Below are 24,181 nucleotides of genomic sequence, written 5' to 3' on the forward strand. Positions count from 1 at the left end.
CTGACGAAAAATCGAGGGAGTGCTCCGTGCCCGGTGAGAATCTGTCCCGCGACGAGGCCCGGGAGCGGGCCGCCCTGCTGTCCGTCGACGGGTACGAGGTGTTCCTCGACGTGCGGTCCGCCCTGGGCGACCCGGTTGACGGGAGTGGTGCGGGCGGAGCTCGGACCTTCCGGTCGGTGACCACCGTCCGGTTCCGGTGCGCCGAGCCCGGCGCCGCCAGTTTCGCGGATCTCATCGCACCCGGCGTGACCGCCGTCTCCCTCAACGGCCGGGATCTCGACCCGGGGGCCGTCTTCGACGGCACGCGCATCCTGCTGGAGGATCTCGCCGCGGACAACGAGCTGGTCGTCGACGCCCAGTGCGCCTACTCCCGCACCGGCGAGGGCCTGCACCGCTTCGTCGACCCCGAGGACGGCGAGGTGTACCTGTACACGCAGTACGAGCCCGCCGACTCCCGCCGCGTCTTCGCCAACTTCGAGCAGCCCGACCTGAAGGCCCCCTTCCGGTTCGAGGTGCGGGCGCCGGAGGAGTGGGTCGCGTGGAGCAACGGCGTCGGGGAACTCGTCGACGGTGTATGGCGGTTCGCCGAGACCAAGCCGATCTCCACCTACATCACCACCATCCTCGCGGGGCCGTATCACTACGTCACCGACTCGTACTCCCGTACGTTCGCCGACGGTACGACGCTCGACATCCCCCTCGGCGCCATGTGCCGCAAGGGTCTCGCCCCCCACTTCGACTCCGACGACGTCTTCCTCGTCACCAAGCAGGGGCTGGACTTCTTCCACGACCACTTCGACTACCCGTACCCCTTCGGGAAGTACGACCAGGCCTTCGTGCCCGAGTACAACCTCGGCGCGATGGAGAACCCGGGGCTCGTCACCTTCCGCGAGGAGTTCATCTTCCGCGGGAAGGTGACGCAGGCGGCGTACGAGCGGCGGGCGAACGTCGTCCTGCACGAGATGGCCCACATGTGGTTCGGCGACCTCGTCACCATGGAGTGGTGGGACGACCTGTGGCTCAAGGAGTCCTTCGCCGACTTCATGGGCTCCTTCTCGCTCGTCGAGGCGACCCGTTTCACCAGCGGCTGGGTCACCTTCGCCAACAACCGCAAGGCCTGGGCCTACCGCGCCGACCAGCTCCCCTCCACGCACCCCGTCACGGCCGACATCCGCGACCTGGAGGACGCCAAGCTCAACTTCGACGGCATCACCTACGCCAAGGGCGCCTCCGTGCTCAAGCAGCTCGTCGCCTACGTGGGACGGGACGCGTTCCTGGAGGGCGCGCGCCGCTACTTCAAGCGGCACGCATACGGCAACACGCGCCTCGGCGATCTCCTGTCCGTGCTGGAGGAGACCAGCGGGCGGGACATGGCCTCCTGGTCGCGGGCCTGGCTGCAGACCGCAGGGGTCAACTCCCTCACCCCTGCTGTGCTGTTGAGCGCGGACGGGCTGATCACCGAGCTGGCCGTGCTCCAGGAGGCCGCCGAGTCGCATCCCGAACTGCGGCCCCACCGGGTGGCCGTCGGTCTCTACCGGCGTTCGCCGGACGGGGCGTTGGAGCGGTACGCGCGTGCCGAAGTCGATGTCGACGGGCCGCGCACCGTGATCGGTGAACTGGCAGGGAGCGAGGCCCCCGACCTCGTTCTCGTCAACGACGACGACCTGACGTACTGCAAGATCCGGTTCGACGAGGGCTCGTTGGCGACGCTGCGGGCGCACCTCGGCGACATCACCGACCCGCTCGCCCGCGCCCTGTGCTGGTCCGCGCTGTGGAACCTCACCCGGGACGCGCTGATGCCGGCCCGGGACTTCATCGACCTGGTACTGCGGTTCGCGGGGCGCGAGTCGGACATCGGCGTCCTCCAGATGCTGCACGCCTGGGCCGGGTCCGCGCTCACCCACTACGCGGCCCCCGACTGGCGGGTGACCGGCGAACGCCTGCTCGCCGAGGGCGCGTTGACGGAACTCCGGCTCGCCGAACCGGGCAGCCAGCACCAGCTGACGTGGGCCCGCTTCCTCGCGGCCATGGCGTCCAGCGAGGCCGATCTCCAGCTGCTCCAGGGGCTGTTGGAGGGCACGGCGAAGATCGACGGCCTGGACGTCGACCAGGAGCTGCGGTGGGTGTTCCTGGAACCGCTCACCTCGCACGGCGTCGCCGACGAGAAGACGGTCGCCGCCGAACTCGCCCGCGACGACACGGCGTCCGGTAAGCGCCATCAGGTCCGCTGCCTCGCCGCCCGTCCCTCGGCCGCCGTCAAGGCACAGGCATGGGCCCAGGTCGTCGAGTCGGACGCACTGTCCAACGCCCTCGTCGAGGCCACCATCTCGGGCTTCGTACAGGGCTCTCAGCGGGACCTTCTCGCGCCGTACGCGGAGAAGTACTTCGCGGTGATCGAGCGGACGTGGGCCGACCGCTCGATCCAGATCGGGATGGACGTCGTAAGCGGCCTGTTCCCGTCCCTCCAGGACTCACCGGAGACCCTGGCCGCGACGGACACCTGGCTGACGGACCACGCGGACGCCGCGCCGGCCCTGCGCCGCCTGGTCCTGGAGTCACGGGACGACCTGGCACGGGCACTGCGGGCACAGGCGTGCGACGGGGTGGCGGCACAGTGAGGGGTCGCTCCGCGGGGTGAGGCGGGGTGAGGCGGGGTGAGGCGGGGTGAGGCAAGGCGGGGTGAGGTGACTTGCCCCGCCGTTACCGAACCCGGGCACTCGAACCCGTAACCCCCGGATGGACCAGCGCCTTTCGGCACTCGAACGCTTGCACTTTAGGGCGAGCTTGTCCGGAATTGTCGACGGGTGTGTAACAGGGGTTAGGGGACGGATCGGACACGGGAAAGCCGGAGTCATGACCCACAACACCCCGCTCTCCCCGAGCACCCGCCCCCTCCGCCACCTGTCGAACGTACAGCGCCGGGTACTGACCACCGCGCAGTTGCGGGCAAACGGCGTCGCGCCCGCCGAGGCGAACGAGCAGTGCCGGACCGGCGGATCCTGGCAGCAGATCCTGCCGGGTGTGTTCCTGCTGCACCCGGGGCCGCCCACCAGCGAGGAGCGGTTGCACGCGGTACTGCTGTACGCGGCGAAGGAGCGGGCCGCGACGGGGATCCCGGCCCAGCCCGACTCCGAGGAGCCGTACCGGGAGCGTGGCCGTCCGGTCTACGGCGAGGCCATGATCACCGGCCTGGCCGCGCTCGCCCTGCACGGTTTCTCGGCCGCGCCGCCGCTGTTGTCCCTCGACGCCTTCGACGTCCTGGTCCCCCGGCTGCGCCGACTGCGCTCGACGGGCTGCGTCCGCATCGTCCGTTCCTCGGCGCTGCCCACGCCCGAGTTGATCGACGGGCTGCCGGTCGCCCCGGTGGCGCGTGCCCTCGCCGACGCGGTGGCCGGGCTCACGGACGCAGGTGCCGTACGTCGGCTGCTGACCGACGCGGTGCGCGGCGGTCACTGTGAACCGGCGGCGGTGGTACGGGAGTTGAACCAAGGGCGGCTGCTGGGCCGGCCGCATGTCGTGGACGCCGTCGACTCCCTGCTCGCCGAGGGCCGGGCCATCGCGGAGGACCGGCTGTACCGGATGGTGCGCGAACACGGCCTCCCGGACCCGGTCTGGAACGTCGATCTGCGTCTGCCCGGCGGCCCGCATCTCGGCGGCCTCGACGCCTACTGGCCCGACCAGGCGGTGGCGGTGGAGCTGGACACGCGCACCCCGCTTCCGGGCCACCGGCAGGAGGACGACGCGCTCTGGTCGGAGTACGCCGACAAGCGCGAGCATCTGGAGCGGCTGGGCATCACGGTCGTCCACATCACGCCGCACAAGCTGCGCGAGGCGATCGAGCAGCAGGCAACTGTCGTACGCACGGCTCTGATGGCGTCGGGGGACCGCGAGCCGGCGGCGTATGTCGTGGTGCTGCCCCGGTAGGGAGGGACCGGGGCAGCATCAGGAGGGGAGAGGAGGGGCCGCCGGGCAGCCGGGGGCCCCTCCTCATGTGTCCCCGTGATGCGCGTCCCCGTGATGTGTCTCCGCGCCTTCTTCGTGCGGCCCTAATCGGTCCCGCAGTACTCCGCCTCGACGATCTTCACCGGGTCGCCGCTCCAGTCGCCGTTGAAGTTGAAGGCGAGGGAGTGCCTGCCGTCGGCCGTGGTGACGGCCACGGAGCTGGAACCGTGGATGCCGCCGCTGTGGCCCCAGACGGTGACCCCGCAGCTCAGCTTGTTCTCGATGAGGCCGAGACCGTAGCGCCCGTCCACGGCCCCGGCGACGACGGTTGTCTTCATCTCGGCAAGTTGCTCGGCGGGCAGGACCTTGCCGCGCAGCAGCGCCGAGTAGAAGGTGTTCAGGTCACCGGCATTGGAGATGATCTCGCCGGCGGAGTTCGCCACCGAGGGGTTGAGTTCGGTCACGTCGTAGATCTTGCCGGTGGTGTTCTCGGCGAGCTGCGAGTAGGCGCGGCTGCTGGGCTGGGGGACGGTGGGGTCCGTACCGGGCATGTACGTGCCGTGCAGTCCGAGCGGCTTGATGACGCGCCGCCGGACCTCGTCGCCGTACGAGTTGCCGGTCACCTTCTTGATGACCATGCCGGCGAGGGTGTAGTTGGTGTTGGAGTAGCCCCAGTCGGTGCCCGGGGCGAACTCGGGCTGGTGACCCATGGCGATCTTCACGATCTCGTCCGGCGTCCAGGTGCGGTAGCGGTTCTTGAAGAAGCCCTCCGGGAGGAAGATCTCGCTCTGGAGTTGCTCGTCGTCGGTGTAGTTGAAGATGCCGCTGGTGTGGTTGAGGAGCTGGCGGAGGGTGATCCTCCGTCCGTCGTGGCCGTTGCCCCGGACGACTCCGGGCAGCCACTTGTCGACGGTGTCGTCGAGCGACGCCCGTCCCTCGGCCTCCAGTTGGAGCAGGACGGTCGCGATGAAGGTCTTCGTGATGCTGCCGGCCCGGAAGTTGTCGTCGGCGCCGCGCGGCTGCTTGGTCCTGAGGTTGCCGACACCGGCGGTCACCTTCCAGGCGCCGTGCCGGTCCTTGGCCTGAAGGGCAACACCGGGTACGCCGTCCTTGACGGCGGCGTCCATGGCGTCGCGGGTGGCCGCATGGCCGCCACCCCGTTCGGCCGGTGCCGCCACAGCGGGCGCCGCGAACACGCCTGCCGCGACGGCGATCGCGGCGGCCATCCCGAGCAGCCTCTTGCTGACCGGCCTTGTGTTGGCCAACTCCGTGTTGCCTGACATGCCGTTCCCCCTTGTTCCGGTCCTGATCCGGTTGTACATGTCCATCGGCGCGTCCTCGCCTCGCCGAACGACGGTCGGGGGGAGGGACACGGCGGGCGGGCCGGAGGTTGACAGGGGTGGGATGGTTGGGCGTTTCTCAGCCTTTGGGTGCGTTGAGTCGTGCTCGCACGGTTTTGCCGACACCGGCACGAAGGAACCAGTCGAGAGAGTCGGCGAGTTGGCGTACGACGACACCAGGCCCGTGCTGCTCGACTTCCTGCCGCTGCTGGCCAAGCCGGCGTTCTGGAACTACCTGCCCACCGGCAGGCACGCGAGCTTCTACGACGTCTGGGCGGGCGCCGGAAAGCCCGACTCGGCCAAGCGCGAGGCGTTCCGGGCCCGGATGCGCACCGACCTCACCCATGTCTTCGGTCTGCTGCGCGACGGCGTCCTCACCGCGAGGATCGCCGCCCGCTTCCCGCTGAGCGAGGCCGCCGCGGCCATGGAGCTGGCGGAGTCCTCCGGCCGCACCGCCCTCGGCAAGATCATCCTCGTGCCCTGATCTCGGCAGTCACCTCGACAGTCAACCTCGACAGTTACCTCGGCAGTCGCCTCCCGTGGGACCGTCAGCCCTTCTTCAGCACCAGCTCCACGTTCCGGTCCCCCGCGTCCCCCGACAGATCCATCCGTGCCCCCGGCGCGTTGAACGACAACTCCCGGTACAGCGACGCCAGTCCCGTCTGTGACAGGTCCGCGTAGTCCGTCCGGTGCGGGGCCGCCGACTCCACCATCGTCGTGAACAGCGAGAGCGTGCCGTCGTTGTTGTCCACCAGCTCGATGACACGGGCCAGTTGGGGGAAGTCGATGTGCGAGGCCGTCGAGATCTCCCAGAACGAGCGGTCGTCCGGGGCCGCGTGCGCGGTGATGACGTTGCGGTGGATGTGGCCGTTCACCCAGGCCAGGACGTTGCGGTGACTGGCGAGGAGGGCCACGACGTCCGAACCGTCGTAGCGCCGCTCGTCCGGGTGGGCCGGGTCGCGGTGGGTGTTGGTCATCGACTCGCTGGTGTGGTGGCTGAAGACGACGGCGTACGAGCCTGTCTTCGCGTGCTCCTCCAACGTCCGGTGCAACCAGCGCAGTTGGGTCGCGTCGATCGAGCCCTGGTAGTGGCCGCCCGGGTCGGTGGTGTCGATGCTGATGCCGATGACGTCGTCCGAGATGCGGAAGGTGTAGTACTGGGTGCCGGAGTCGAGGTTGGCTGTCGAGTAGCCGTGGCCGGCCGGGCCCACTCCCGCGTAGGCCGGGTCCAGGTGCGCCTTCAGATACTCGGCCCGGGTGAACGGGGCCCTGCTCTCGTCCGGGGTGACCGAGCGCAGGTCGCGCGTGTGGGCCTGGATCAGCTCCCGGAACCGGATGCCCCTCGGGTCGTCGGAGCTTCTGATCTGGTCCTGGAGCGCCTTGCTGCGCGCCGTCGGCAGATCCATCAGCTTCTTGCCGCCGACCGCGAAGTCGGTGAGGAAGGGGTCGCTCTGGGAGGCGTAGCAGCCGAGGGGGAGGGAGTCGTGGTTGCCGACCGTCGAGTACCAGGGCAGGTTCAGGCCGGGGCTGCGGACCTCCCGTATCGCCGCCGCGAGGAAGCCCTCGATGTGCGGGAAGCCGTCCTTCTTGTCGGAGTCGCGGGTGCCGGAGTCCGGCTGCCAGTAGAGCGGGAGGCCGCTGTTCTGGACGCCCTCGTAGTGGCGCGGGTCACCGGTGTTCGGCGTCAGGCGCCCGCCGCTCATCACCTTCATGAACCACTCCAGCTCGGAGTGCGCGTTGTTGTCCGTGTTGTCGCCGGTGGTCATCACGAACTGGAGCGGGGAACCGGTGACCGGGGCTCCGCTCAGCGCGTTGATCCGCTCGACCAGCGAGGTCGCGCCCTGCACCGTCAGCGCGTCGTGCGGGCGCCAGGCGTGCCGGTCGGCCGAGCGCATGTACTCCAGGCGCAGCGGGTGCTGTACGTCGGTCAGGTGCAGGTCCGTGAACTGGACGAAGGCCGCCATCGTGGTCCGGCGGGCGGCCCTGGCCGAGTTCGGCGACGCCAGATCCGTACGCACCACCCGTCCCCACGCCGGGCCCTCGCCGAGGCGCCGGTAGCCGCCCGTGCCGAGGGGCGCGGAGACGGCGTTGAGCGTGGTGCCCCGGGTGGACGGGGCGAGCACGGCCGGCACCGCCTGGTGGGACACGGCCGCCGGGCCCTCGGCGGCTGCGGCTTCGGCCACTGTGGCGGCCTGGCTGTCGCTGGGCCGCAGCCCGTAGCCGACGCCCGCCGAGACGGCCACCGCCCCGGCCGCGGCGAGTACCGTACGTCGATTGACCTCGTGCGTGGAGCTGACGACAGAGCGTGTGCGCGACATGGCGCGGTCTCCCCGAGTGCGAACGCGTCGGAAGTGGTCACGGGCGATCGCAGTCGCGAACGTCCCGCTCACTCTGGATGCTTGGCACTGGGGATGACCTGCGCGTGAACGAGGCAGCAACGCGCGACGCCGATCTCCGTACGTGGATCTTGGGCCACCCGGCCCGTTCACGACCGCACGGCGAACGGCCCGGAGTCGGTCACTCCGCGTTCATCTGACGGGGTAGGTGAGCTACTCGCCCGCCTGCACGACCCTCCCCGTGACCGGCCGCTCCCGCCACAGCTCCAGCCCGACGATCACCGTCCGCGCCCTCCGCAGCCCCGCCACCGCGTCCAGGTCGTGCCAGGCGGCGAGGTCCGTGGAGCCGTTCGTCTCCGGGCGGAGTTCGCCGCCGGTGACCAGGCCCTCGTAGACCAACGCCAAACCCTGGTGGTCCACCGGGCGCCACCGGCGGTGGGTGAAGGTACGGCGGCGGGAGTCGATGCCCAGCAGGCCCGTCACGTCGATGCGGTAGCCCGTCTCCTCCATGAGCTCGCGGCGGACCGTGTCGTACGGGTCCTCGCCGTGGTCCATGCCGCCGCCCGGCAGCACCCACTCGTGGCCGCCCTCGCCGTCGGGGCTGCGGGCGAGCAGGATCTGTCCGTCGCGGACGACAACGGCGTACGCGGCGACCCGCAGCGTCTTGCGCATACGGGGACGTTAGCGTGCGGGGCGGGAATGTCGAGGTGGATTGTCCCCGAACGATGCCGGGTGGGTCATGGGACACCTAGCACGAAACACCGCGATTCGAGCTCCATCCAGTCAAAGCGCATCGCGGGTTTTCCCCACACGTTCATATCTTTTCGGTCAACCATCACCAAAAATCCGACCCTTGGGTAAAGCTATGTGACGGTCTGGCGTCGCATTCCGGACGCTCTTGGCCAAGGTCGATCAACTCGGCCGCCCAAAGCACGCTCCTTTACCTACAAGGGATGCAGATGACCCTCACCCCTCAGCGCGCGCCGATCTCGGGCGCGAGACGTGTGGCGCGCATAGCCGCCGCCGCCGGACTGGTGGCCGCGCTCTCCGCGGCAGGGCCCATACCCATGGCCTTCTCCGCGGACACGGCGAAGGACGCGGCCCCGGCCGACGGCTCCGTCAAGTCGGCACACGAAAAGCTCGGCTCCGACGACGCCGAACTCCTCTCCGAGGCCAAGGCCGACGGGGACAAGACCGTCACGCTGATGATCGCCACCGCGCCGGGCCAGACCGAGCAGGTCGCCGCGCAGCTGGACGCCGTCCAGGGCGGCCTCGTCGGCCGGACCTTCGACAAGGTCGGCTACGTCCGGGCGACCGTCCCGACCGCGAAGGCGGACGCGGCCATCGCCGCCGCCGCCAAGCTCTCCTCCGTGCACGGGATCGACCTCCGTCAGGACATCCCGCTGGACGACCCGACGCCGAGTGCAGACACCGCCTCCTCCGCCTCCAAGGGGAGTGCCACCAAGACTTATGCGGCGCCGGACAAGAACACGCCCGCCGAGAACCCGTACAACCCGTCCTTCGAGACGGGCGCCGTCGACTTCGTGAAGAAGAACCCGAAGGCGGACGGCCGGGGCATCACCATCGGCATCCTCGACTCCGGTATCGACCTGGCGCACCCCGCGCTGCAGAAGACCACCACCGGCGAGCGCAAGATCGTCGACTGGGTGACGGCCACCGACCCGGTCTCCGACGGCGACGGCAGCTGGCTGCGGCAGACGCGGGTGGTCGCCGGTCCGGCCTTCGCCATCACCACGGCCAGCCAGGGCACCGAGAACTTCACGGCGCCGGTCGGCGACTACAAGTTCAGCTACTTCTCCGAGGCCGTCACCGCCGGTGGCGACGAGGCCGGTGACGTCAACCGCGACGGCGACAAGACCGACGTCTGGGGCGTGCTGTACAACGCCGCCGCCGGCACGGTCACCGTCGACGTGAACGACAACCACGACTTCACCGACGACACCCCGATGAAGGCGTACAAGGACGGCTACCAGGTCGGCTACTTCGGGACGGACAACCCGGCGACCGACGTCGTCGAGCGCATCCCGTTCGTCGTCGAGGTCCGCAAGGACGTCGTCTACAACGCGGCCGGCGCGAAGGCCGACTACGCGAACATCGGCATCATCTCGTCCGAGCACGGCACCCACGTCGCCGGTATCACCGCGGCGAACAGCCTGTTCGGCGGCAAGATGAACGGTGCCGCGCCCGGCGCCAAGCTCGTGTCGTCCCGCGCCTGCCTCTTCGCCGCGGGCTGCACCAACATTGCGCTGACCGAGGGCATGATCGACCTCGTCGCCAACCGTGGCGTCGACATCGTCAACATGTCGATCGGCGGCCTCCCGGCGCTGAACGACGGCAACAACGCGCGCGCCGCGATTTACACGCGCCTGATCGACACGTACGGCGTACAGCTCGTGATCTCGGCCGGCAACTCCGGCCCCGGTGCCAACACGATCGGTGACCCCGGTCTGGCCGACAAGGTCATCTCGGTCGGCGCGTCCATCTCGAAGGAGACCTGGGCGTCCAACTACGGCTCGATCGTGTCGAAGAAGTACGCGATGCTGCCGTTCTCGTCGCGCGGCCCGCGTGAGGACGGCGGCTTCACGCCGACGATCACCGCGCCCGGCGCCTCGATCAACACCACGCAGACCTGGCTGCCGGGCTCCCCGGTCGCCCAGGCGGGCTACACCCTGCCGGCCGGCTACTCGATGCTCCAGGGCACCTCGATGGCGTCCCCGCAGGCCGCCGGCGCCTCGGCGCTGCTGCTGTCGGCCGCCAAGGAGAAGGGCATCGCCCTCTCCCCGGCCGACCTCCGCACCGCCCTCACCTCGAACGCCGACCACATCAAGGGCACGCAGGCGTACGAAGAGGGCTCGGGCCTCATCAACATCGTGGACGCGTGGAAGGCCATCAAGGACGGCGCCACCGCCCACGACTACACGGTCAAGGCCCCGGTCGACACCGCGATCGACTTCGCGCTGAAGACCCCGGGCTTCGGCACCGGCCTCTACGACCGCGAGGGCGGCCTCAAGGCCGGCGTCAAGAAGTCGTACGAGATCACCGTGACGCGTACGTCCGGTCCCGCCAAGGCGATCCGGCACGAGCTGCACTTCGAGAACAACGCCGGTGACACCTTCAAGATCGTCGGCTCCGACGAGGTCAAGCTGGAGCTGAACAAGCCGGTCACCGTCAAGGTCGCCGCGAAGTCGGAGACGGCCGGCATCAAGAGCGCGATCCTCGAGGTCGACGACCCGAAGACCGAGGGCATCGACAAGCAGATCCTGACCACGGTCGTGGTCTCGACGCCGCTCAAGTACACGTTCTCCGCGTCGAACTCGGTGCAGCGCAACAGCACCCAGTCCTACTTCCTGACCGTTCCCGAGGGCGCCAAGACCCTCGAGGTCGCGATCAGCGGACTGGCGGCCACCAGCCAGACCCGGTTCATCTCGATCCACCCGTACGGTGTCGCGGTCGAGGAGACCGGCACGCCGTACTGCTACAGCAACTACCCGAACACCAACGGCTGCGCGCCCGACGTGCGTTCGTACCCGAACCCGCAGGCCGGTGTCTGGGAGGTCGAGGTCGAGTCGCGTCGTACGTCGCCGCTGCTCGACAACCCGTACAAGCTGGACGCCACCCTCCTGGGCGCGACCTTCGACCCGGATGTCGTGACCGTTCCCGAGGCCAAGGTCGGCACGCCGATCGCCGCCTCCTGGAAGGTGACGAACAACCTCGCCGCGGTCGACGGCAAGCTGGTCGGCGGTCCGCTCGGCTCCTCCCTGAACGCCCGTCCGACCATCGCCGACGGTGAGACCCAGACGACCACGATCGAGGTGCCCGCGGGCGCCGCGTCCCTGGACGTCGCCATCGGCAACGTCTCGGACACTGCCGCCGACCTCGACCTGGTCGTGTACAACGCGGCCGGCACCGCGGTCGGCACCTCCGCCGACGGCGACTCGGAGGAGGCGGTCTCCATCGCCTCGCCCGCCGCCGGCACCTACACCGTCGAGGTCATCGGCTACGCGATCCCGGCCGGTACGACCACGTACGACTACCAGGACGTCTTCTACTCGGCCGCCCTGGGCTCCATCCAGGTCGCCGACACCGCGGTGAAGCTCGCCTCGGGCGCCTCGGCGACCGTCTCCGGCAACATCGTCGCCTCGGCCGTCGCGCCGGCGGGCCGTGAGTTCTTCGGCCAGGTGTCCCTGGTGAACGCGCACGGCACGGTCGTCGGTACCGGCAACGTGCTGATCGAGAAGGTCACGCCGTAGCGGTAGGCACGACCACAGGGCGGGCGTCCGGTACCTGGTACCGGGCGCCCGCCCCTTCGCGTCTCACAAGCGGTTCACTCTCGGATCGCTCTCGGATCACTCACACGGGAAGGCCCGTGACTTTGGCAACGCGGCCGTGATCCGGGCCCGTTGGGCGGCGATGTCCTTCTCGTCGGTGGTCCAGGTGTCGGGGGATCCGGCGCCCGCCGGGATGCCGACCAGGGTGTGGTCGCCCACGGTCAGCCTGGGGGCGGCCTCCTGGTCCATCACGAACGTCACCTCGGCCGGGCCCTTGTCCGGCTTGTAGTAGCGGGCCACGCGCAGGGTGATCCGGTCCTGTCCGGCACCGGGTCCGGGGTCGACGGCGGTGACCGTGCCCTCGACGACCAGACGGGCGCAGGCGAGGTATCCCGCGTTGCTCAGCGCACCCGGTTCGGCCCCGTCCTTGGCGCCCGCGCCGCTGTCGCTGTGCGGGGCGCGCGAGTAGGACGGCGCGGACTCGGCCGACGAGGACGTCGACGCGTCCTCGGCCGCCCCGTTCCCGGCCTGCGAGATGAGCCACTCCGCCCCCGTGACCAGGGTCCCCGCAGCGGTCACGGCGGCGACACCGAGGGCGAGGGTGCGCAGCGGACGCCAGTACTGCCACTCCCGTACCGGCACCCGGGCAGGCCTGCGCACCGGCTTGTGCACCGCCTCGGACGCCGGCGCTGAAGCCGACTCCGTTCGTTCCTGCTCCTGCGACGCCAGTGCGCCCCCGATGAGCCCCAACTGCTCGCGCAGCAGCGCCACATCGGCCGCCGCCGACCAGTGTTCGGCCATGAAGTCGGCGTCCGTGAGGGCCTCTTCGGGCAGCGGATCGTCGATCAGCGCGGCCATCAACGCGTCCACGCCGTCGTATTCGGCGGCCATGTCACACCACCTCGTCCTCGTGCAGGCGGGCGCGCAATGCCCGTACCGCCGTGTGCAGCCTGCTCTTGACGGTGCCCTCCGGGATGCCCAGCTCCTCGGCGATCCCGCGTACTGGCAGGTCGGCGTAGAAGCGCAGGACCAGCACCTGGCGCTGGGGGTCGGGCAGGTCGTCGAGCCCCCGGGCGACGGCTAGGGACAACAGGCTCGTCTCCTCTCCGGAGGGGTGGGCCACCGGCTGGCGCAGGGAGGCGAGCCGCTCCCCCAGCCGTTCCTGGCGCCGCTTCGCCCGATGCCAGTCCATGGCGAGGTTGGAGGCGACGACCGCCGCCCACGCCGACACGTCACGCGGCGCCTCGTGTCCGTTCGCGGTGCGTTCCAGCAGCCGCAGGCGGACCTGCTGTACCCCGTCCAGCAGGTCCGCCTGCGGCACGCCGCCTAGCGCGAGCACCGCTCGGACCCTGCGCTCCTGCGCCGTGTCCAGCGGGTCGCCGTGGTCGTCCTCCTGGACGCGCCGGGCCTTTCTGCGCAGCACAGCACCCTCCCCCTCGCCGCGTTTTCTCTACGACGCCGAGGGCGCCCGAAACGTTCGGCCGCAGCGGAGACGTGCGTCACACCGTTACCGAAGCGAGACCCGGGCCCCGCCCGTCCCTGGTCGGCCCGGGTCCGTACAGCTTGCGCCCGAGGATCCCCACCGGGCGGGTTTCTCCAGCTCAGGATGGGTGCGGCCGGACGATCGCAACCGGGCGCGGCCGGTGCCCCGTCCCATTCCTCGGGCATGCCGGGCAAAGGATTGGACATGTTGCCCCGGGTGGGACGCATGATGGAAATGCGCCGGTCACGCAAACCGGTCACGTAATACAGCGCCATACAGAAGGAGTCGCCGTGAGGGTCGGAATCGTCGGAGCCACCGGTCAGGTCGGCACGGTCATGCGCAGGATCCTCGTCGAGCGCGAGTTCCCGGTCAGCGAGCTGCGGCTGTTCGCGTCGGCGCGGTCCGCGGGGTCGGTCCTCGACGGTGTGACGGTGGAGGACGCGGCGACGGCCGACTACACCGGCCTGGACATCGTGCTGTTCTCGGCGGGCGGCGCGACGTCCAAGGCGCTGGCGGAGAAGGTCGCCGCGCAGGGTGCCGTCGTGATCGACAACTCGTCGGCGTGGCGCCGGGACCCGGACGTACCCCTGGTCGTCTCCGAGGTGAACCCGCACGCGATCGTCGACCGTCCCAAGGGCATCATCGCCAACCCGAACTGCACGACGATGGCCGCGATGCCGGTCCTCAGTCCGCTGCACGCGGAGGCGGGCCTCGACGCGCTGGTCGTCGCGACCTACCAGGCGGTGTCCGGTTCGGGTGTGGCGGGTGTGGCGGAACTGCACGGGCAGGCGCAGAAGGTGATCGCCGACGCGGACAAGCTGGCGCACGACGGTTCGGCGGTCGACTTCCCGGAGCCGCAGGTCTACAAGCGGCCGATCGCGTTCAACGTGGTGCCGCTGGCGGGCAATCTGGTGGACGACGGTACGTTCGAGACGGACGAGGAGCAGAAGCTCCGCAACGAGTCCCGCAAGATCCTGGAGATCCCGGAGCTGAAGGTGTCCGGTACGTGTGTCCGCGTGCCGGTGTTCTCGGGGCACTCGCTCCAGGTGAACGCGCGGTTCGCGCGCCCGCTGTCGGTGGAGCGGGCGACGGAGCTGCTGGCGGGGGCGCCCGGTGTCGTCCTGTCGGACATCCCGACCCCCCTCCAGGCGGCCGGCCAGGACGCGTCGTTCGTGGGCCGGATCCGCGCCGACGAGACGGCGGAGAACGGGCTCGCCTTCTTCGTCTCCAACGACAACCTCCGCAAGGGCGCCGCGCTGAACGCGGTGCAGATCGCGGAGCTGGTGGCGGTGGAGCTGAGCGGGAAGTAACCGCATAGCAGGGTAGGAACAGCGAGGCTACCGCCAGTACGACTCAGAGGGTGCTCACCGGCGACCGGTGGGCACCCCCTTTCGCGTACGGAAGTCAGAGTGCCAGGTGCCGCCGCAGCGCCACGTCGATCTCGGCCATCCGCTGCCGGGGTACCGAGCCGATCACGCGCAACAGCCTCTCCGGCGCGAGGGCCCGCACCTGCTCGCACTGGACCTTGGAATCCTTGGGCAGGCCGCACTCCGCCGCGGGCAGCAGCACCTGGAAGGGGTACACCCGCGACGTGTTCGTCGTGAGCGGCACGAGGGTCACCACACCCAGCCTTGTCCGCGCCACCGCGGCATTGGCTCCGTCGTTCGAGACGATCACGGCCGGCCGCGCCTTGTTGGCCTCGCTGCCGCGCGCCGGCTCGTAGTCGACCAGGTAGATGTCACCGCGCTTCATCAGTGAGTCCGTCCGCCGAGAACTGATCCCAGAACGCCGCGTCCTCACTGCCGCCCCATTCGGCGAAGGCCTCCGCGTACTCCTCCTCCAGCCGGGCGGCACGCAGGAGTTCGATTGCGTCGTGTATCACCGCCGATCGCGATGCCGCCTCTGTTCTGTGCGCGTATTCGTCGACGAAGGAAACGTCCTCCTGAGGCAGACTCACACTGATCTTCATACCTCAACGGTAACAGGGTAGGAAGATAGAGGCTACTTATCGTACTACCGTTCACCCTTTCACCCCTCCGTGCTCAGCCCCTCCTCACCTCATACAGAAAGCACCCGTACTCCACCGCCCGCACGTGCACCACCGCCACCCCGGGATCACCGAACGCCTCCTCGAAGGCTCCGTCGTCCACCACCTCCACCAGCCGCCCCCCGACGATCCGCCCCTCCCGGTCGTACCGCCGCAACACCCGCCGCGCCCCCGCGAACGGATAGCCCTCCCCCACCGCCGGCCCCGCGCAAGCCTCGGCATCCGCGTGGATGAAGACCGGCCCCTGCTCGTCGTACGCCCCGGGGTCGGCCCCCGTCTCCGCCGCCCACCGCCGCAGCGGGGCGTAGGAGACGAGCGCGATGCGCTCCCCCGGGGTGCTGTGGCGCAGGCAGCAGCGGAGCGGGGAGCCGCCCTCGGTGTCGGTCTCGGGAACCAACTCGCGTCCCGCAGCGTCAGCAGAACGCAGCCTCTTGAGGATCAGTGGGCCGATGGGGCGTACGGCGTACGTGATGCGTGCCTTCGCGCGTGTTGTCGTGTGCGTCGTCATGGCTCCACGTTCGCGCCTGTCCACCCCGCTCACCGGCGGGTTTTGGACATCGCGTCGGCCGCGGATCCCATGGAAGGATGACGCAACCGACACATAACGAGGAGATGACCGCGTGCCTGGCACAAACCTGACCCGCGAAGAGGCGCAAGCGCGGGCGAAGCTGCTCACCGTTGACTCGTACGAGATCGAGCTCGACCTCTCCGGCGCACAGGAGGGCGGCACCTACAGGTCCGTGACCACAGTGCGCTTCGACTCCGCCGAGACCGGCGCGGAGTCCTTCATCGACCTGGTGGCCCCGGCCGTGAGCGAGGTCATCCTCAACGGGGACACGCTCGACCCCGACGAGGTCTTCAAGGACTCCCGGATCGCGCTGCCCGGACTGCTGGCGGGCCGCAACGTACTGCGCGTCGTCGCCGACTGCGCCTACACCAACACCGGTGAGGGCCTGCACCGCTTCGTCGACCCCGTCGACCAACAGGCCTATCTCTACACCCAGTTCGAGGTACCGGACGCCCGGCGCGTGTTCGCCTCGTTCGAGCAGCCTGACCTCAAGGCGACGTTCCGGTTCACGGTGACCGCTCCGTCCGGCTGGACCGTCATCTCCAACTCGCCGACGCCCGAGCCCAAGGACGACGTCTGGCGCTTCGAGCCGACGCCCCGGATCTCCACGTACATCACCGCGCTCATCGTCGGGCCGTACCACTCGGTCCACAGTGTGTACGAGGCGGACGGGCAGACCGTTCCGCTCGGCATCTACTGCCGGCCCTCGCTCGCCGAGTTCCTCGACTCCGACGCCATCTTCGCGGTGACCCGGCAGGGCTTCGAGTGGTTCCAGGAGAAGTTCGACTACGCGTACCCCTTCAAGAAGTACGACCAGCTGTTCGTCCCCGAGTTCAACGCCGGTGCCATGGAGAACGCGGGCGCGGTCACGATCCGCGACCAGTACGTGTTCCGCTCCAAGGTCACCGACGCCGCGTACGAGACGCGCGCCGAGACGATCCTGCACGAGCTGGCGCACATGTGGTTCGGCGACCTCGTCACCATGGAGTGGTGGAACGACCTGTGGCTCAACGAGTCCTTCGCCACCTACACCTCCATCGCCTGCCAGGCGTACGCCCCCGGCTCGCGCTGGCCGCACTCCTGGACCACCTTCGCCAACTCGATGAAGACGTGGGCGTACCGCCAGGACCAGCTGCCGTCCACCCACCCGATCATGGCCGAGATCCGCGACCTCGACGACGTCCTCGTCAACTTCGACGGCATCACGTACGCCAAGGGCGCCTCCGTACTGAAGCAGCTCGTCGCGTACGTCGGCATGGACGCGTTCTTCGCGGGCGTGCAGGCCTACTTCAAGCAGCACGCGTACGGCAACACGCGGCTCAGCGACCTGCTGGGCGCCCTGGAGGAGACCTCCGGACGCGATCTGAAGGCGTGGTCGAAGTCGTGGCTGGAAACGGCGGGTATCAACATCCTGCGTCCCGAGATCGAGACGGACGCGAACGGTGTCATCACCTCCTTCGCCGTCCGCCAGGAGGCCCCCGCGCTCCCCGCCGGCGCCAAGGGCGAGCCGACGCTCCGGCCGCACCGGATCGCAGTCGGCCTGTACGACCTCGACGACGAGAGCGGCAAGCTGCTCCGTGACGACGAGACCGGGCGCATCGAGCTGGACATCGACGGCGAGCTGACGGCCGTACCGGAGCTGGTCGGCAGGCGTCGTCCGGCCGTGATCCTGCTCAACGACGACGACCTGTCGTACTCCAAGGTCCGCCTCGACGACGAGTCCCTCGCCTTCGTCACCGAGCACCTGGGCGACTTCGAGGCCTCCCTCCCGCGCGCGCTGTGCTGGGCCTCCGCCTGGGACATGACCCGCGACGCCGAACTGGCCACCCGCGACTACCTCTCCCTCGTCCTGTCGGGCATCGGCAAGGAGTCGGACATCGGCGTCGTGCAGTCGCTCCAGCGGCAGGTGAAGCTGGCGATCGAGCTGTACGCCGACCCGGCCGCCCGCGAGATCCTGCTGGCCCGCTGGACGGACGCCACGCTGGCCCACCTCCGGACGTCCGAGGCGGGCTCCGACCACCAGCTGGCCTGGGCCCGCGCCTTCGCGGCCACGGCCCGTACGCCGGAGCAGCTGGACCTGCTGGGCGCGCTCCTGGAGGGCACGCAGACCATCGAGGGGCTGGCCGTCGACACCGAGCTGCGCTGGTCGTTCGTCCAGCGGCTGGCGGCCGTCGGGCGCTTCGACGAGGACGAGATCGCCGGCGAGTACGAGCGGGACAGGACGGCCGCCGGTGAGCGTCACGCGGCCACCGCCCGGGCGGCCCGGCCGACCGCGGAGGCCAAGGCCGAGGCCTGGGCGTCGGTCGTCGAGTCCGACAAGCTGCCGAACGCCGTCCAGGAGGCCGTGATCGGGGGCTTCGTCCAGACCGACCAGCGTGAGCTGCTGGAGCCGTACACGGACAAGTACTTCGCGATGGTCAAGGACGCCTGGGACTCGCGCTCGCACGAGATCGCCCAGCAGATCGCCGTCGGCCTCTACCCGGCCGTCCAGGTGTCCCAGGAGACCCTGGCGAAGACGGACGCCTGGCTGACCGCCGCCGAGCCGAACGCCGCCCTGCGGCGGCTCGTCTCGGAGTCCCGTTCCGGTATCGAGCGGGCGCTCAGGGCACAGGCGGCGGACGCGGCGGCCTCGTAACCCGCTGGTCGTCGACTCTCGCTGAGTACTCGCGCAGAGCACTGAGCACTGAGCACAGAGCACTGAGCACTGAGCACTGAGCAGTCGCACCGAACGGCGCGTCCCGGTCCCACCGGGGCGCGCCGTTCGGCGTACCCCCTACGTCATCGGCCGTCCCCACGTGGTCTGCGGGCGAGTCGCAGGCGCATGGCGCGCCAGAGTTCGGCCGCGCCACGGCTGGTGTCCGGCTGGGTGTGGTGGCGGGTCGGGCAGCAGGCGTCGTGGTCGACCTTTGCTGTGCCGTAGTCCCGGTGATGGGGCCCTGGCCAGGCGATCCCGCCGGCCAGATGGTAGACCTCGCCGTCGGCGAAGAGCCTCGCCGGATAGTCCCCCGGCATCAGTGCGATGCAGGCGACCTCCGCCTCCGGCTCCTCGGCGCCGATGAGCCGGAGGGGGTCGGGGCCGGCGTGCGGCCGGTAGCCGTTCACCCCGTCGAAGCGAAGGGTGCGGTGCCGATGCGTGGCGAGGCCGCACTCCGGACACGGCACGGTCAGTTTCCGCCCCCACCCGGGAACGCGGGAATCGCTCACTTCCGATCGGCCTCCGGCTGGACAACCATGCGTCGACACCCGGGTAACGGCGGAAGCTCGCGCGACGACACGCGATCAGGTGCGACGCGTCGCCAGGACGGGAACCTCCGCCTTCCCCGCCCCGGAACCCGATGCGGGCACCGGCACCGGAGCGGCCCCGCGCACCCCCACCTGCCCCACCACCGTCGCCCCGAACGCCAGCCCCATGCCCGCCAGTTGGACCGGCGTGAGGGCCTGGCCGAGGGCCGCCCAGCCGACGAACGCGGCGGTCAGCGGGGACAGCGGGCCGAGGAAGGTGACCTGGGTCGCGGTGAGCCGGCCGATGCCGCGGAACCAGAGCCAGTACGCCACCGCCGTGTTCGCCAGCGCGAGGTAGAGGTACCCGGCGGCGGCCCGGCCGTCCAGCGCGGGCGGAGCACCCTCGACGAGCAGGGCGAGGGGCGCGATGAGCAGGCCGCCGGCGGTCAGCTGCCAGCCGGTGAGGGCGAGCGGGCCCACGCCGTCCGGGCGGCCCCAGCGCTTCGTCAGTACGGTGCCCGTCGACATCGACGCGGTGGAGGCGAGGGCGGCCACCACACCCACGGCGTCCAGCGCCCCGGCCGCCTTGAGCACGACCAGACTGACGCCGAGCGCCGCCGCGACTCCGGTGAGCAGGGTGCGTACGGTCGGACGCTCACCCAGGAGCACCGTCGCGAGCCCGGCGACGAACAGCGGGCCGACCGACCCGACGACCGCCGCCATACCGCCCGGCAGCCGGTACGCGGACAGGAACAGCAGCGGGAAGAAGGCGCCGATGTTGAGCGCGCCCAGCACCGTCGCCTTCCACCACCAGGCGCCGCGCGGCAGCACCCGGGTCAGCGCGAGGAGGACGAGACCGGCGGGCAGGGCGCGCAGCAGGCCGGTGAAGAGGGGCCGGTCGGGCGGCAGAAACTCCGTGGCGACCGCGTAGGTGGTGCCCCAGGAGATGGGGGCCAGGGCGGTGAGGGCGATGACGGGGACGAGGGCGGAGCGGTTCGCGGGCATGGACGCACCCTTCGAGGTAGGTCGGCAATAAATAGCTTAGCACTAAGCGACTTACCGCCAAGCTACTTGTCATCGACCCACTTAGCGTCGATCTACTTATCGTCGATCCACTTTCTTGCGAGTGACCGTTCGGCCCGGGATTCGGCGATACTCGGCCCATGAGTGCACAGCCGCCGCAGCGCAGGGACCCCGTCGACGCGATCATCGACCAGTGGGCGGTGGTGCGGCCCGATCTCGACACCGCCGCGATGGAGGTCTTCGGACGCGTCTACCGGCTCGCGCGCGCCATGGGAGACCGGACGGAGAAGGCGTACGCGCGGTTCGGGATCGCGCGCGGCGAGTTCGACGTGCTCGCGACCCTGCGCCGGGCGGGCGAGCCGTACACGCTCTCACCGCGTCAGCTGTCGTCGACGCTGATGCTCACCACCGGCGGGATGACCGGCCGGCTGGACAAGCTGGAGCGGTCCGGGCTGCTCAGTCGCTCCCCCGACCCGCACGACCGCCGGGGCCTACGAGTGACCCTCACGGACAAGGGCCTGGAACTCATCGACGAGGCGGTCGGCGCGGGCCTCGCCGTCCAGACGGAAGCCCTGAACGCCGCACTGAACGGCGAACAGGCCGGCCAACTGGCCGACCTGCTGAGGGAGTTGCTGGCAGGGGCGCAGGAGTCCGAGGCCTAGGACGAACCCGCGCGGAGTCCGCGTACGAGCCGGCCGAGCGCGCCGACCCGACCGGGCTCCGCCACCGGCGGTCGCTGGTGGGCACACTCGACCTCCTTGCCGTCGAGGTCCTCCACCCACCCCCGGCCCGAATTGACGTGGACCGTGATCGACCCGGCCCGGTGGTCCACCTGGAAAGGGTCGGCATCGGGCGTGGTTCCGGACCACGGCATGTCCCCCGGTGAGCCGACCGCGACAACCACGAACGCCTCACCCGGCATCAGCCAGTGGTCGCTCGCGTACGGTTCGAGCACCAGCTCAAGCCGTTGACCGCTGTGGTTCTCGACCCGCATGCGCGCGATCGGCCCACCCTGGTCGTCCATGGTCCATGGTCCCCTGTCACGCCGAGACGCACCAAGAATCAGGTCGAGAACACGCCGAGGGCGCCGTTCCCACCCCATGCCGTACGGGATGGGGTGGGAACGGCGCCCTCGGAAGGATCAAAGGAAGTAGGTCAGGCCTTCGCCTTGGCGGGCTTGGCGACCTTGGGGGCGCGGTCCGAGGACTTGTCCAGGACCATCACCAGACCCGCGATGACCGCGAAAAGGCCGATCGGGGCGACAACGTAGAGGCCCAGCGTCTCGATGACGCTCAGGCCATGGCCGGGGTCGTCACCGTCGTCGCGGGTGAGCGCGAGCGCGGGAGACGTCATGAGCAGCATCATCAGCGTCGTACCGGCCACCAGGGCGCCGGCGCGCAGGGCGTTCGTCTTGTCCACGGTGCAAAAGTAGCGAACGCCCGGCGGGGCCGCGCGCCCGGGGTGCCGTATGAGGGGATCGGGCGCCCCAGGAAAGCCCCGGAGCACCCGCCGTCACCGAGAGGAGCATCAGGGAGTTTCCTCCCGCAGCACCTCCATCAGCGCCCACAGCCGCGACGATCCCGCCAGTTCCTCCAGCGTCACCGGCCTGCCCTCCGCGTCGGCGATGGGCAGCCGCCAGTTCGGGTACTGGTTCCACGTACCCGGCAGGTTCTGCGGGCGGCGGTCGCCGACGCCGTCCGGGAGCCAGACGCCGATCATGCGGGCCGGGGTGCGCAGGAGGTAGCGGTGGACGGCCTGGATCTCGGCCTCCTCCGCCTCCCCCGAGAGACCGCCGCTTTCCCCCTTCAGCAGGCCGAGGCGGGAGAGCAGGGTCAGCCACTCGCTCGTGTCGGCGGCGGCCTCGGCCCGCTCCTGCGCCAGGGGGTTGGTCAACAGGCCCAGCCGGTCGCGGAGTTCGACATGGTCGCCGGTGAGGCGGGAGGCCGTCGGCGGCAGGTCGTGGGTGGTGACGGTGGCGAGGCAGTCGGCGCGCCAGTCCTCGGGAGGCAGCGGACGCCCGTCGCCGTTCCAGTCCCGCTCGAACCACAGCACGGACGTGCCGAGCACCCCGCGTTCGTGCAGCGTCTCCCGCACCCCCGGCTCCACGGTCCCCAGGTCCTCGCCGATCACGATCGCCCCGGCCCGCGAGGCCTCCAGCGCGAGGACGGCGAGCATGGCCTCGGCGTCGTACCGGACATACGCCCCCTCCGTCGGCGCCAGTCCCTGAGGCACCCACCAGAGCCGGAACAGGCCCATGACATGGTCGATGCGCAGGGCGCCCGCGTAGCCGAAGAGGGACCGCAGCAGCTGGCGGTACGGGGCGTAGCCGGACTCGGCCAGGCGGTCCGGTCTCCAGGGCGGCAGGCCCCAGTCCTGGCCGCGCGCGTTGAAGGCGTCCGGGGGCGCGCCGACCGACATGCCGGCCGCGAAGTACTCCTGCTGCACCCAGGCGTCGGCGCCCCCGGGATGCACTCCGACGGCGAGGTCGTGCACGATCCCGACCGGCATGCCCGCGTCGCGTGCCGTCCGCTGGGCGTCGGCGAGCTGGGTGTCGGTGAGCCAGGCGAGGCGGGAGTGGAAGTCGACGCGGTCCATCAACTCGCCCCGGGCACGGGCGGTTTCGGCCGACCGGGGGTCCTGGAGGCCCGTCGGCCAGCGTGACCACTCCGAGCCGTGCACCTCGGCCAGCGCGCACCAGGTGGCGTGGTCCTCCAGCGCCTCACCGGCCCGCGCGAGGAAGTCGGAGTACGCGGCCTGCCGTCCGGGCCCGAGCGGTACGGCGCACACCAACTCCAGGGCCTCGCGCTTGAGTTCCCACACGGCGTCCCGGTCGATCAGCTCGTCCTTTTCCAGCACCGACTCCCGCAGCCGCCCGGCCCGCTCCAGCAGCCCGCGCACCCGCTCACGGTGCTCGGCCTCCCCGATGTACGCGAACTCGGGGATGTCCTCGATCCGCAGATGCACGGGATCGGGGAAGCGACGGGAGGACGGCCGGTACGGGGACGGGTCGGTCGGCGCCCCGGGAACGGCCGCGTGCAACGGGTTGACCTGCACGAATCCCGCGCCGAGCGCCCGCCCCGCCCAGGCGCTCAGCTCACCGAGGTCACCCAGGTCGCCCATGCCCCAGGAGCGCCGGGAGAGAAGGGAGTAGAGCTGGACGAGGAGGCCGTACGAGCGTCCGGTGGGCGTGGGCAGCCGGGCCGGGGCGACGACGAGGTGGGCGTGGGCGGTGCGGCCGTCGGGGGAGAGGGCGTCCAACTCATGCACCCCGGGCGGGAGTCGGTCGACGGAGTCACAGGTCTCGCCCTGTTCGGTGCGGATAGTCAGACGCGTCCCCTCGGGCAGCCCTGCCAGTGCGTCGGCCGTACCGTCGGCGCCGCACACCACCGTGGGTGGCAGCAGCCGCGCCGCCAGTTCCCGTTCCCGGGCTTCGAGGGCGGCCCGGACGGCCTCCGGGGTCGTGGCGTCGACGCCGAGCGCGGCCAGTACGGCGACGAGCGCGGAGTCGGAGGCGGCGACCGCGTGGTCCGGGGAAGGGCTGAAGGAGGGGGCGACACCGTGCAGCTCGGCGAGGCGGGCGAGCGCGAGCCGTTCCCCGGCCCTGCTCTCGTGACCCTCATGGCTCCCGGCGGGTTCGGCCGACCCGTGCACGGACATCTACAGCCCCGAGGGGTCCGAGAGCGCCGGGACCGGGCCCTCGTACAGCCCTGTGGGGTCCGCTTCGGCGTCGGCGTGCTCGCTCGTCATGGCCTCGGCGTCGGCGAGCGGGGGCTCACTGGTGAGGGGCTCGGCGGCGGGCAGCGGCGGCTCGCTGGTGAGCGGCGCCTCGGCGGCGGCACTCTCGGCGCTGAAGATGTGGGCCGGTACGGCCACGGAGGCCTCCTTGTCGCGCACGACGGCTGACGGCGGTTGGCGGGTTTCATCCGCAGCC

Annotated in this window: 20 protein-coding genes and 1 pseudogene; 7 read left to right on the forward strand and 14 right to left on the reverse strand. The window is 70.4% G+C overall.

Features of this window, described 5'->3' with window-relative positions; all coding sequences use genetic code 11:
• The first annotated feature begins 26 nt into the window (after positions 1-26).
• Positions 27-2,618, forward strand: a complete 2,592-nt coding sequence (gene pepN / locus G3I71_RS33855; RefSeq protein WP_164320712.1) for an aminopeptidase N — start codon at positions 27-29, stop codon at positions 2,616-2,618.
• A 235-nt stretch (positions 2,619-2,853) separates the two neighbouring features.
• Positions 2,854-3,924, forward strand: coding sequence for a hypothetical protein (locus tag G3I71_RS33860; RefSeq protein ID WP_164320715.1), 1,071 nt, complete (start codon positions 2,854-2,856; stop codon positions 3,922-3,924).
• Positions 3,925-4,046: 122 nt separating this feature from the next.
• Here G3I71_RS33860 and G3I71_RS33865 read toward each other — a convergent pair whose 3' ends face one another.
• Positions 4,047-5,225 (reverse strand): serine hydrolase, encoded by a 1,179-nt coding sequence (locus tag G3I71_RS33865; protein WP_239149501.1) that lies wholly within the window; start codon positions 5,223-5,225, stop codon positions 4,047-4,049.
• Between the two features lie 217 nt (positions 5,226-5,442).
• On the opposite strand from G3I71_RS33865, the gene G3I71_RS33870 reads away from it, so the two are divergent.
• Complete coding sequence (locus G3I71_RS33870; protein WP_239149502.1) at positions 5,443-5,766, forward strand: zinc-binding dehydrogenase; 324 nt, start codon at positions 5,443-5,445, stop codon at positions 5,764-5,766.
• Positions 5,767-5,830: 64 nt separating this feature from the next.
• Here G3I71_RS33870 and G3I71_RS33875 read toward each other — a convergent pair whose 3' ends face one another.
• Together G3I71_RS33875 and G3I71_RS33880 are read right to left on the reverse strand one after the other, a co-directional pair.
• Complete coding sequence (locus tag G3I71_RS33875; RefSeq protein WP_164320717.1) at positions 5,831-7,600, reverse strand: TIGR03767 family metallophosphoesterase; 1,770 nt, start codon at positions 7,598-7,600, stop codon at positions 5,831-5,833.
• A gap of 231 nt (positions 7,601-7,831) precedes the next feature.
• Positions 7,832-8,290: an NUDIX hydrolase gene (locus tag G3I71_RS33880; protein WP_164320719.1), complete on the reverse strand. Its 459-nt coding sequence runs from the start codon at positions 8,288-8,290 to the stop codon at positions 7,832-7,834.
• A 287-nt stretch (positions 8,291-8,577) separates the two neighbouring features.
• Here G3I71_RS33880 and G3I71_RS33885 point away from each other — a divergent pair, with 287 nt between their 5' ends.
• Entirely contained in the window at positions 8,578-11,889 is a 3,312-nt protein-coding gene (locus G3I71_RS33885) for a S8 family serine peptidase (RefSeq protein WP_164320721.1), read from the forward strand.
• A 96-nt stretch (positions 11,890-11,985) separates the two neighbouring features.
• Here the strand turns inward: G3I71_RS33885 and G3I71_RS33890 are convergent, their stop codons facing one another.
• Together G3I71_RS33890 and G3I71_RS33895 are read right to left on the reverse strand one after the other, a co-directional pair.
• Positions 11,986-12,798 (reverse strand): hypothetical protein, encoded by an 813-nt coding sequence (locus tag G3I71_RS33890; protein WP_164320723.1) that lies wholly within the window; start codon positions 12,796-12,798, stop codon positions 11,986-11,988.
• Between the two features lies 1 nt (position 12,799).
• Positions 12,800-13,330: a sigma-70 family RNA polymerase sigma factor gene (locus tag G3I71_RS33895; RefSeq protein WP_164320725.1), complete on the reverse strand. Its 531-nt coding sequence runs from the start codon at positions 13,328-13,330 to the stop codon at positions 12,800-12,802.
• A 350-nt stretch (positions 13,331-13,680) separates the two neighbouring features.
• Here G3I71_RS33895 and G3I71_RS33900 point away from each other — a divergent pair, with 350 nt between their 5' ends.
• On the forward strand, positions 13,681-14,700 hold the full coding sequence (locus G3I71_RS33900; protein ID WP_164320727.1) for an aspartate-semialdehyde dehydrogenase: 1,020 nt from the start codon (positions 13,681-13,683) through the stop codon (positions 14,698-14,700).
• Between the two features lie 94 nt (positions 14,701-14,794).
• Here G3I71_RS33900 and G3I71_RS33905 read toward each other — a convergent pair whose 3' ends face one another.
• The 3 genes from G3I71_RS33905 to G3I71_RS33915 all read right to left on the reverse strand — a co-directional run bounded on the left by G3I71_RS33905 (position 14,795) and on the right by G3I71_RS33915 (position 15,945).
• Positions 14,795-15,142 (reverse strand): type II toxin-antitoxin system PemK/MazF family toxin, encoded by a 348-nt coding sequence (locus G3I71_RS33905; RefSeq protein ID WP_164320729.1) that lies wholly within the window; start codon positions 15,140-15,142, stop codon positions 14,795-14,797.
• On the reverse strand, positions 15,129-15,359 hold the full coding sequence (locus tag G3I71_RS33910; protein WP_164320731.1) for a ribbon-helix-helix domain-containing protein: 231 nt from the start codon (positions 15,357-15,359) through the stop codon (positions 15,129-15,131). Before G3I71_RS33910 ends, G3I71_RS33905 begins: the two co-directional genes overlap by 14 nt.
• A 73-nt stretch (positions 15,360-15,432) precedes the next feature.
• Complete coding sequence (locus tag G3I71_RS33915; RefSeq protein WP_164320733.1) at positions 15,433-15,945, reverse strand: DUF1203 domain-containing protein; 513 nt, start codon at positions 15,943-15,945, stop codon at positions 15,433-15,435.
• 112 nt (positions 15,946-16,057) lie between these two features.
• Between G3I71_RS33915 and pepN (G3I71_RS33920) the strand changes: the two genes are divergently transcribed.
• Positions 16,058-18,640: an aminopeptidase N gene (gene pepN / locus G3I71_RS33920; protein WP_164320735.1), complete on the forward strand. Its 2,583-nt coding sequence runs from the start codon at positions 16,058-16,060 to the stop codon at positions 18,638-18,640.
• 143 nt (positions 18,641-18,783) lie between these two features.
• Here the strand turns inward: pepN (G3I71_RS33920) and G3I71_RS33925 are convergent, their stop codons facing one another.
• A complete protein-coding gene (locus G3I71_RS33925) occupies positions 18,784-19,209 on the reverse strand; it encodes a hypothetical protein (protein WP_164320738.1) in 426 nt (141 codons plus the stop codon).
• Between the two features lie 75 nt (positions 19,210-19,284).
• Positions 19,285-20,232, reverse strand: a complete 948-nt coding sequence (locus G3I71_RS33930) for an EamA family transporter (RefSeq protein ID WP_164320740.1) — start codon at positions 20,230-20,232, stop codon at positions 19,285-19,287.
• A 158-nt stretch (positions 20,233-20,390) separates the two neighbouring features.
• Here G3I71_RS33930 and G3I71_RS33935 point away from each other — a divergent pair, with 158 nt between their 5' ends.
• A complete protein-coding gene (locus G3I71_RS33935) occupies positions 20,391-20,912 on the forward strand; it encodes a MarR family winged helix-turn-helix transcriptional regulator (RefSeq protein WP_164320742.1) in 522 nt (173 codons plus the stop codon).
• Here the strand turns inward: G3I71_RS33935 and G3I71_RS33940 are convergent.
• From G3I71_RS33940 to G3I71_RS33955, 4 genes and pseudogenes are all read right to left on the reverse strand, one after another.
• On the reverse strand, positions 20,909-21,274 hold the full coding sequence (locus G3I71_RS33940; RefSeq protein ID WP_239149503.1) for a hypothetical protein: 366 nt from the start codon (positions 21,272-21,274) through the stop codon (positions 20,909-20,911). The genes G3I71_RS33935 and G3I71_RS33940 overlap by 4 nt on opposite strands.
• A 131-nt stretch (positions 21,275-21,405) precedes the next feature.
• Positions 21,406-21,669: a hypothetical protein gene (locus G3I71_RS33945; protein ID WP_164320744.1), complete on the reverse strand. Its 264-nt coding sequence runs from the start codon at positions 21,667-21,669 to the stop codon at positions 21,406-21,408.
• A 108-nt stretch (positions 21,670-21,777) separates the two neighbouring features.
• A complete protein-coding gene (gene malQ / locus G3I71_RS33950) occupies positions 21,778-23,907 on the reverse strand; it encodes a 4-alpha-glucanotransferase (RefSeq protein WP_239149504.1) in 2,130 nt (709 codons plus the stop codon).
• Positions 23,908-24,105 (reverse strand): annotated as a pseudogene (locus G3I71_RS33955) (hypothetical protein); the annotation flags it as partial.
• Between the last annotated feature and the right edge of the window lie 76 nt (positions 24,106-24,181).

This window comes from Streptomyces sp. SID12501 (assembly GCF_010550245.1).
Taxonomy (GTDB): Bacteria; Actinomycetota; Actinomycetes; order Streptomycetales; family Streptomycetaceae; genus Streptomyces.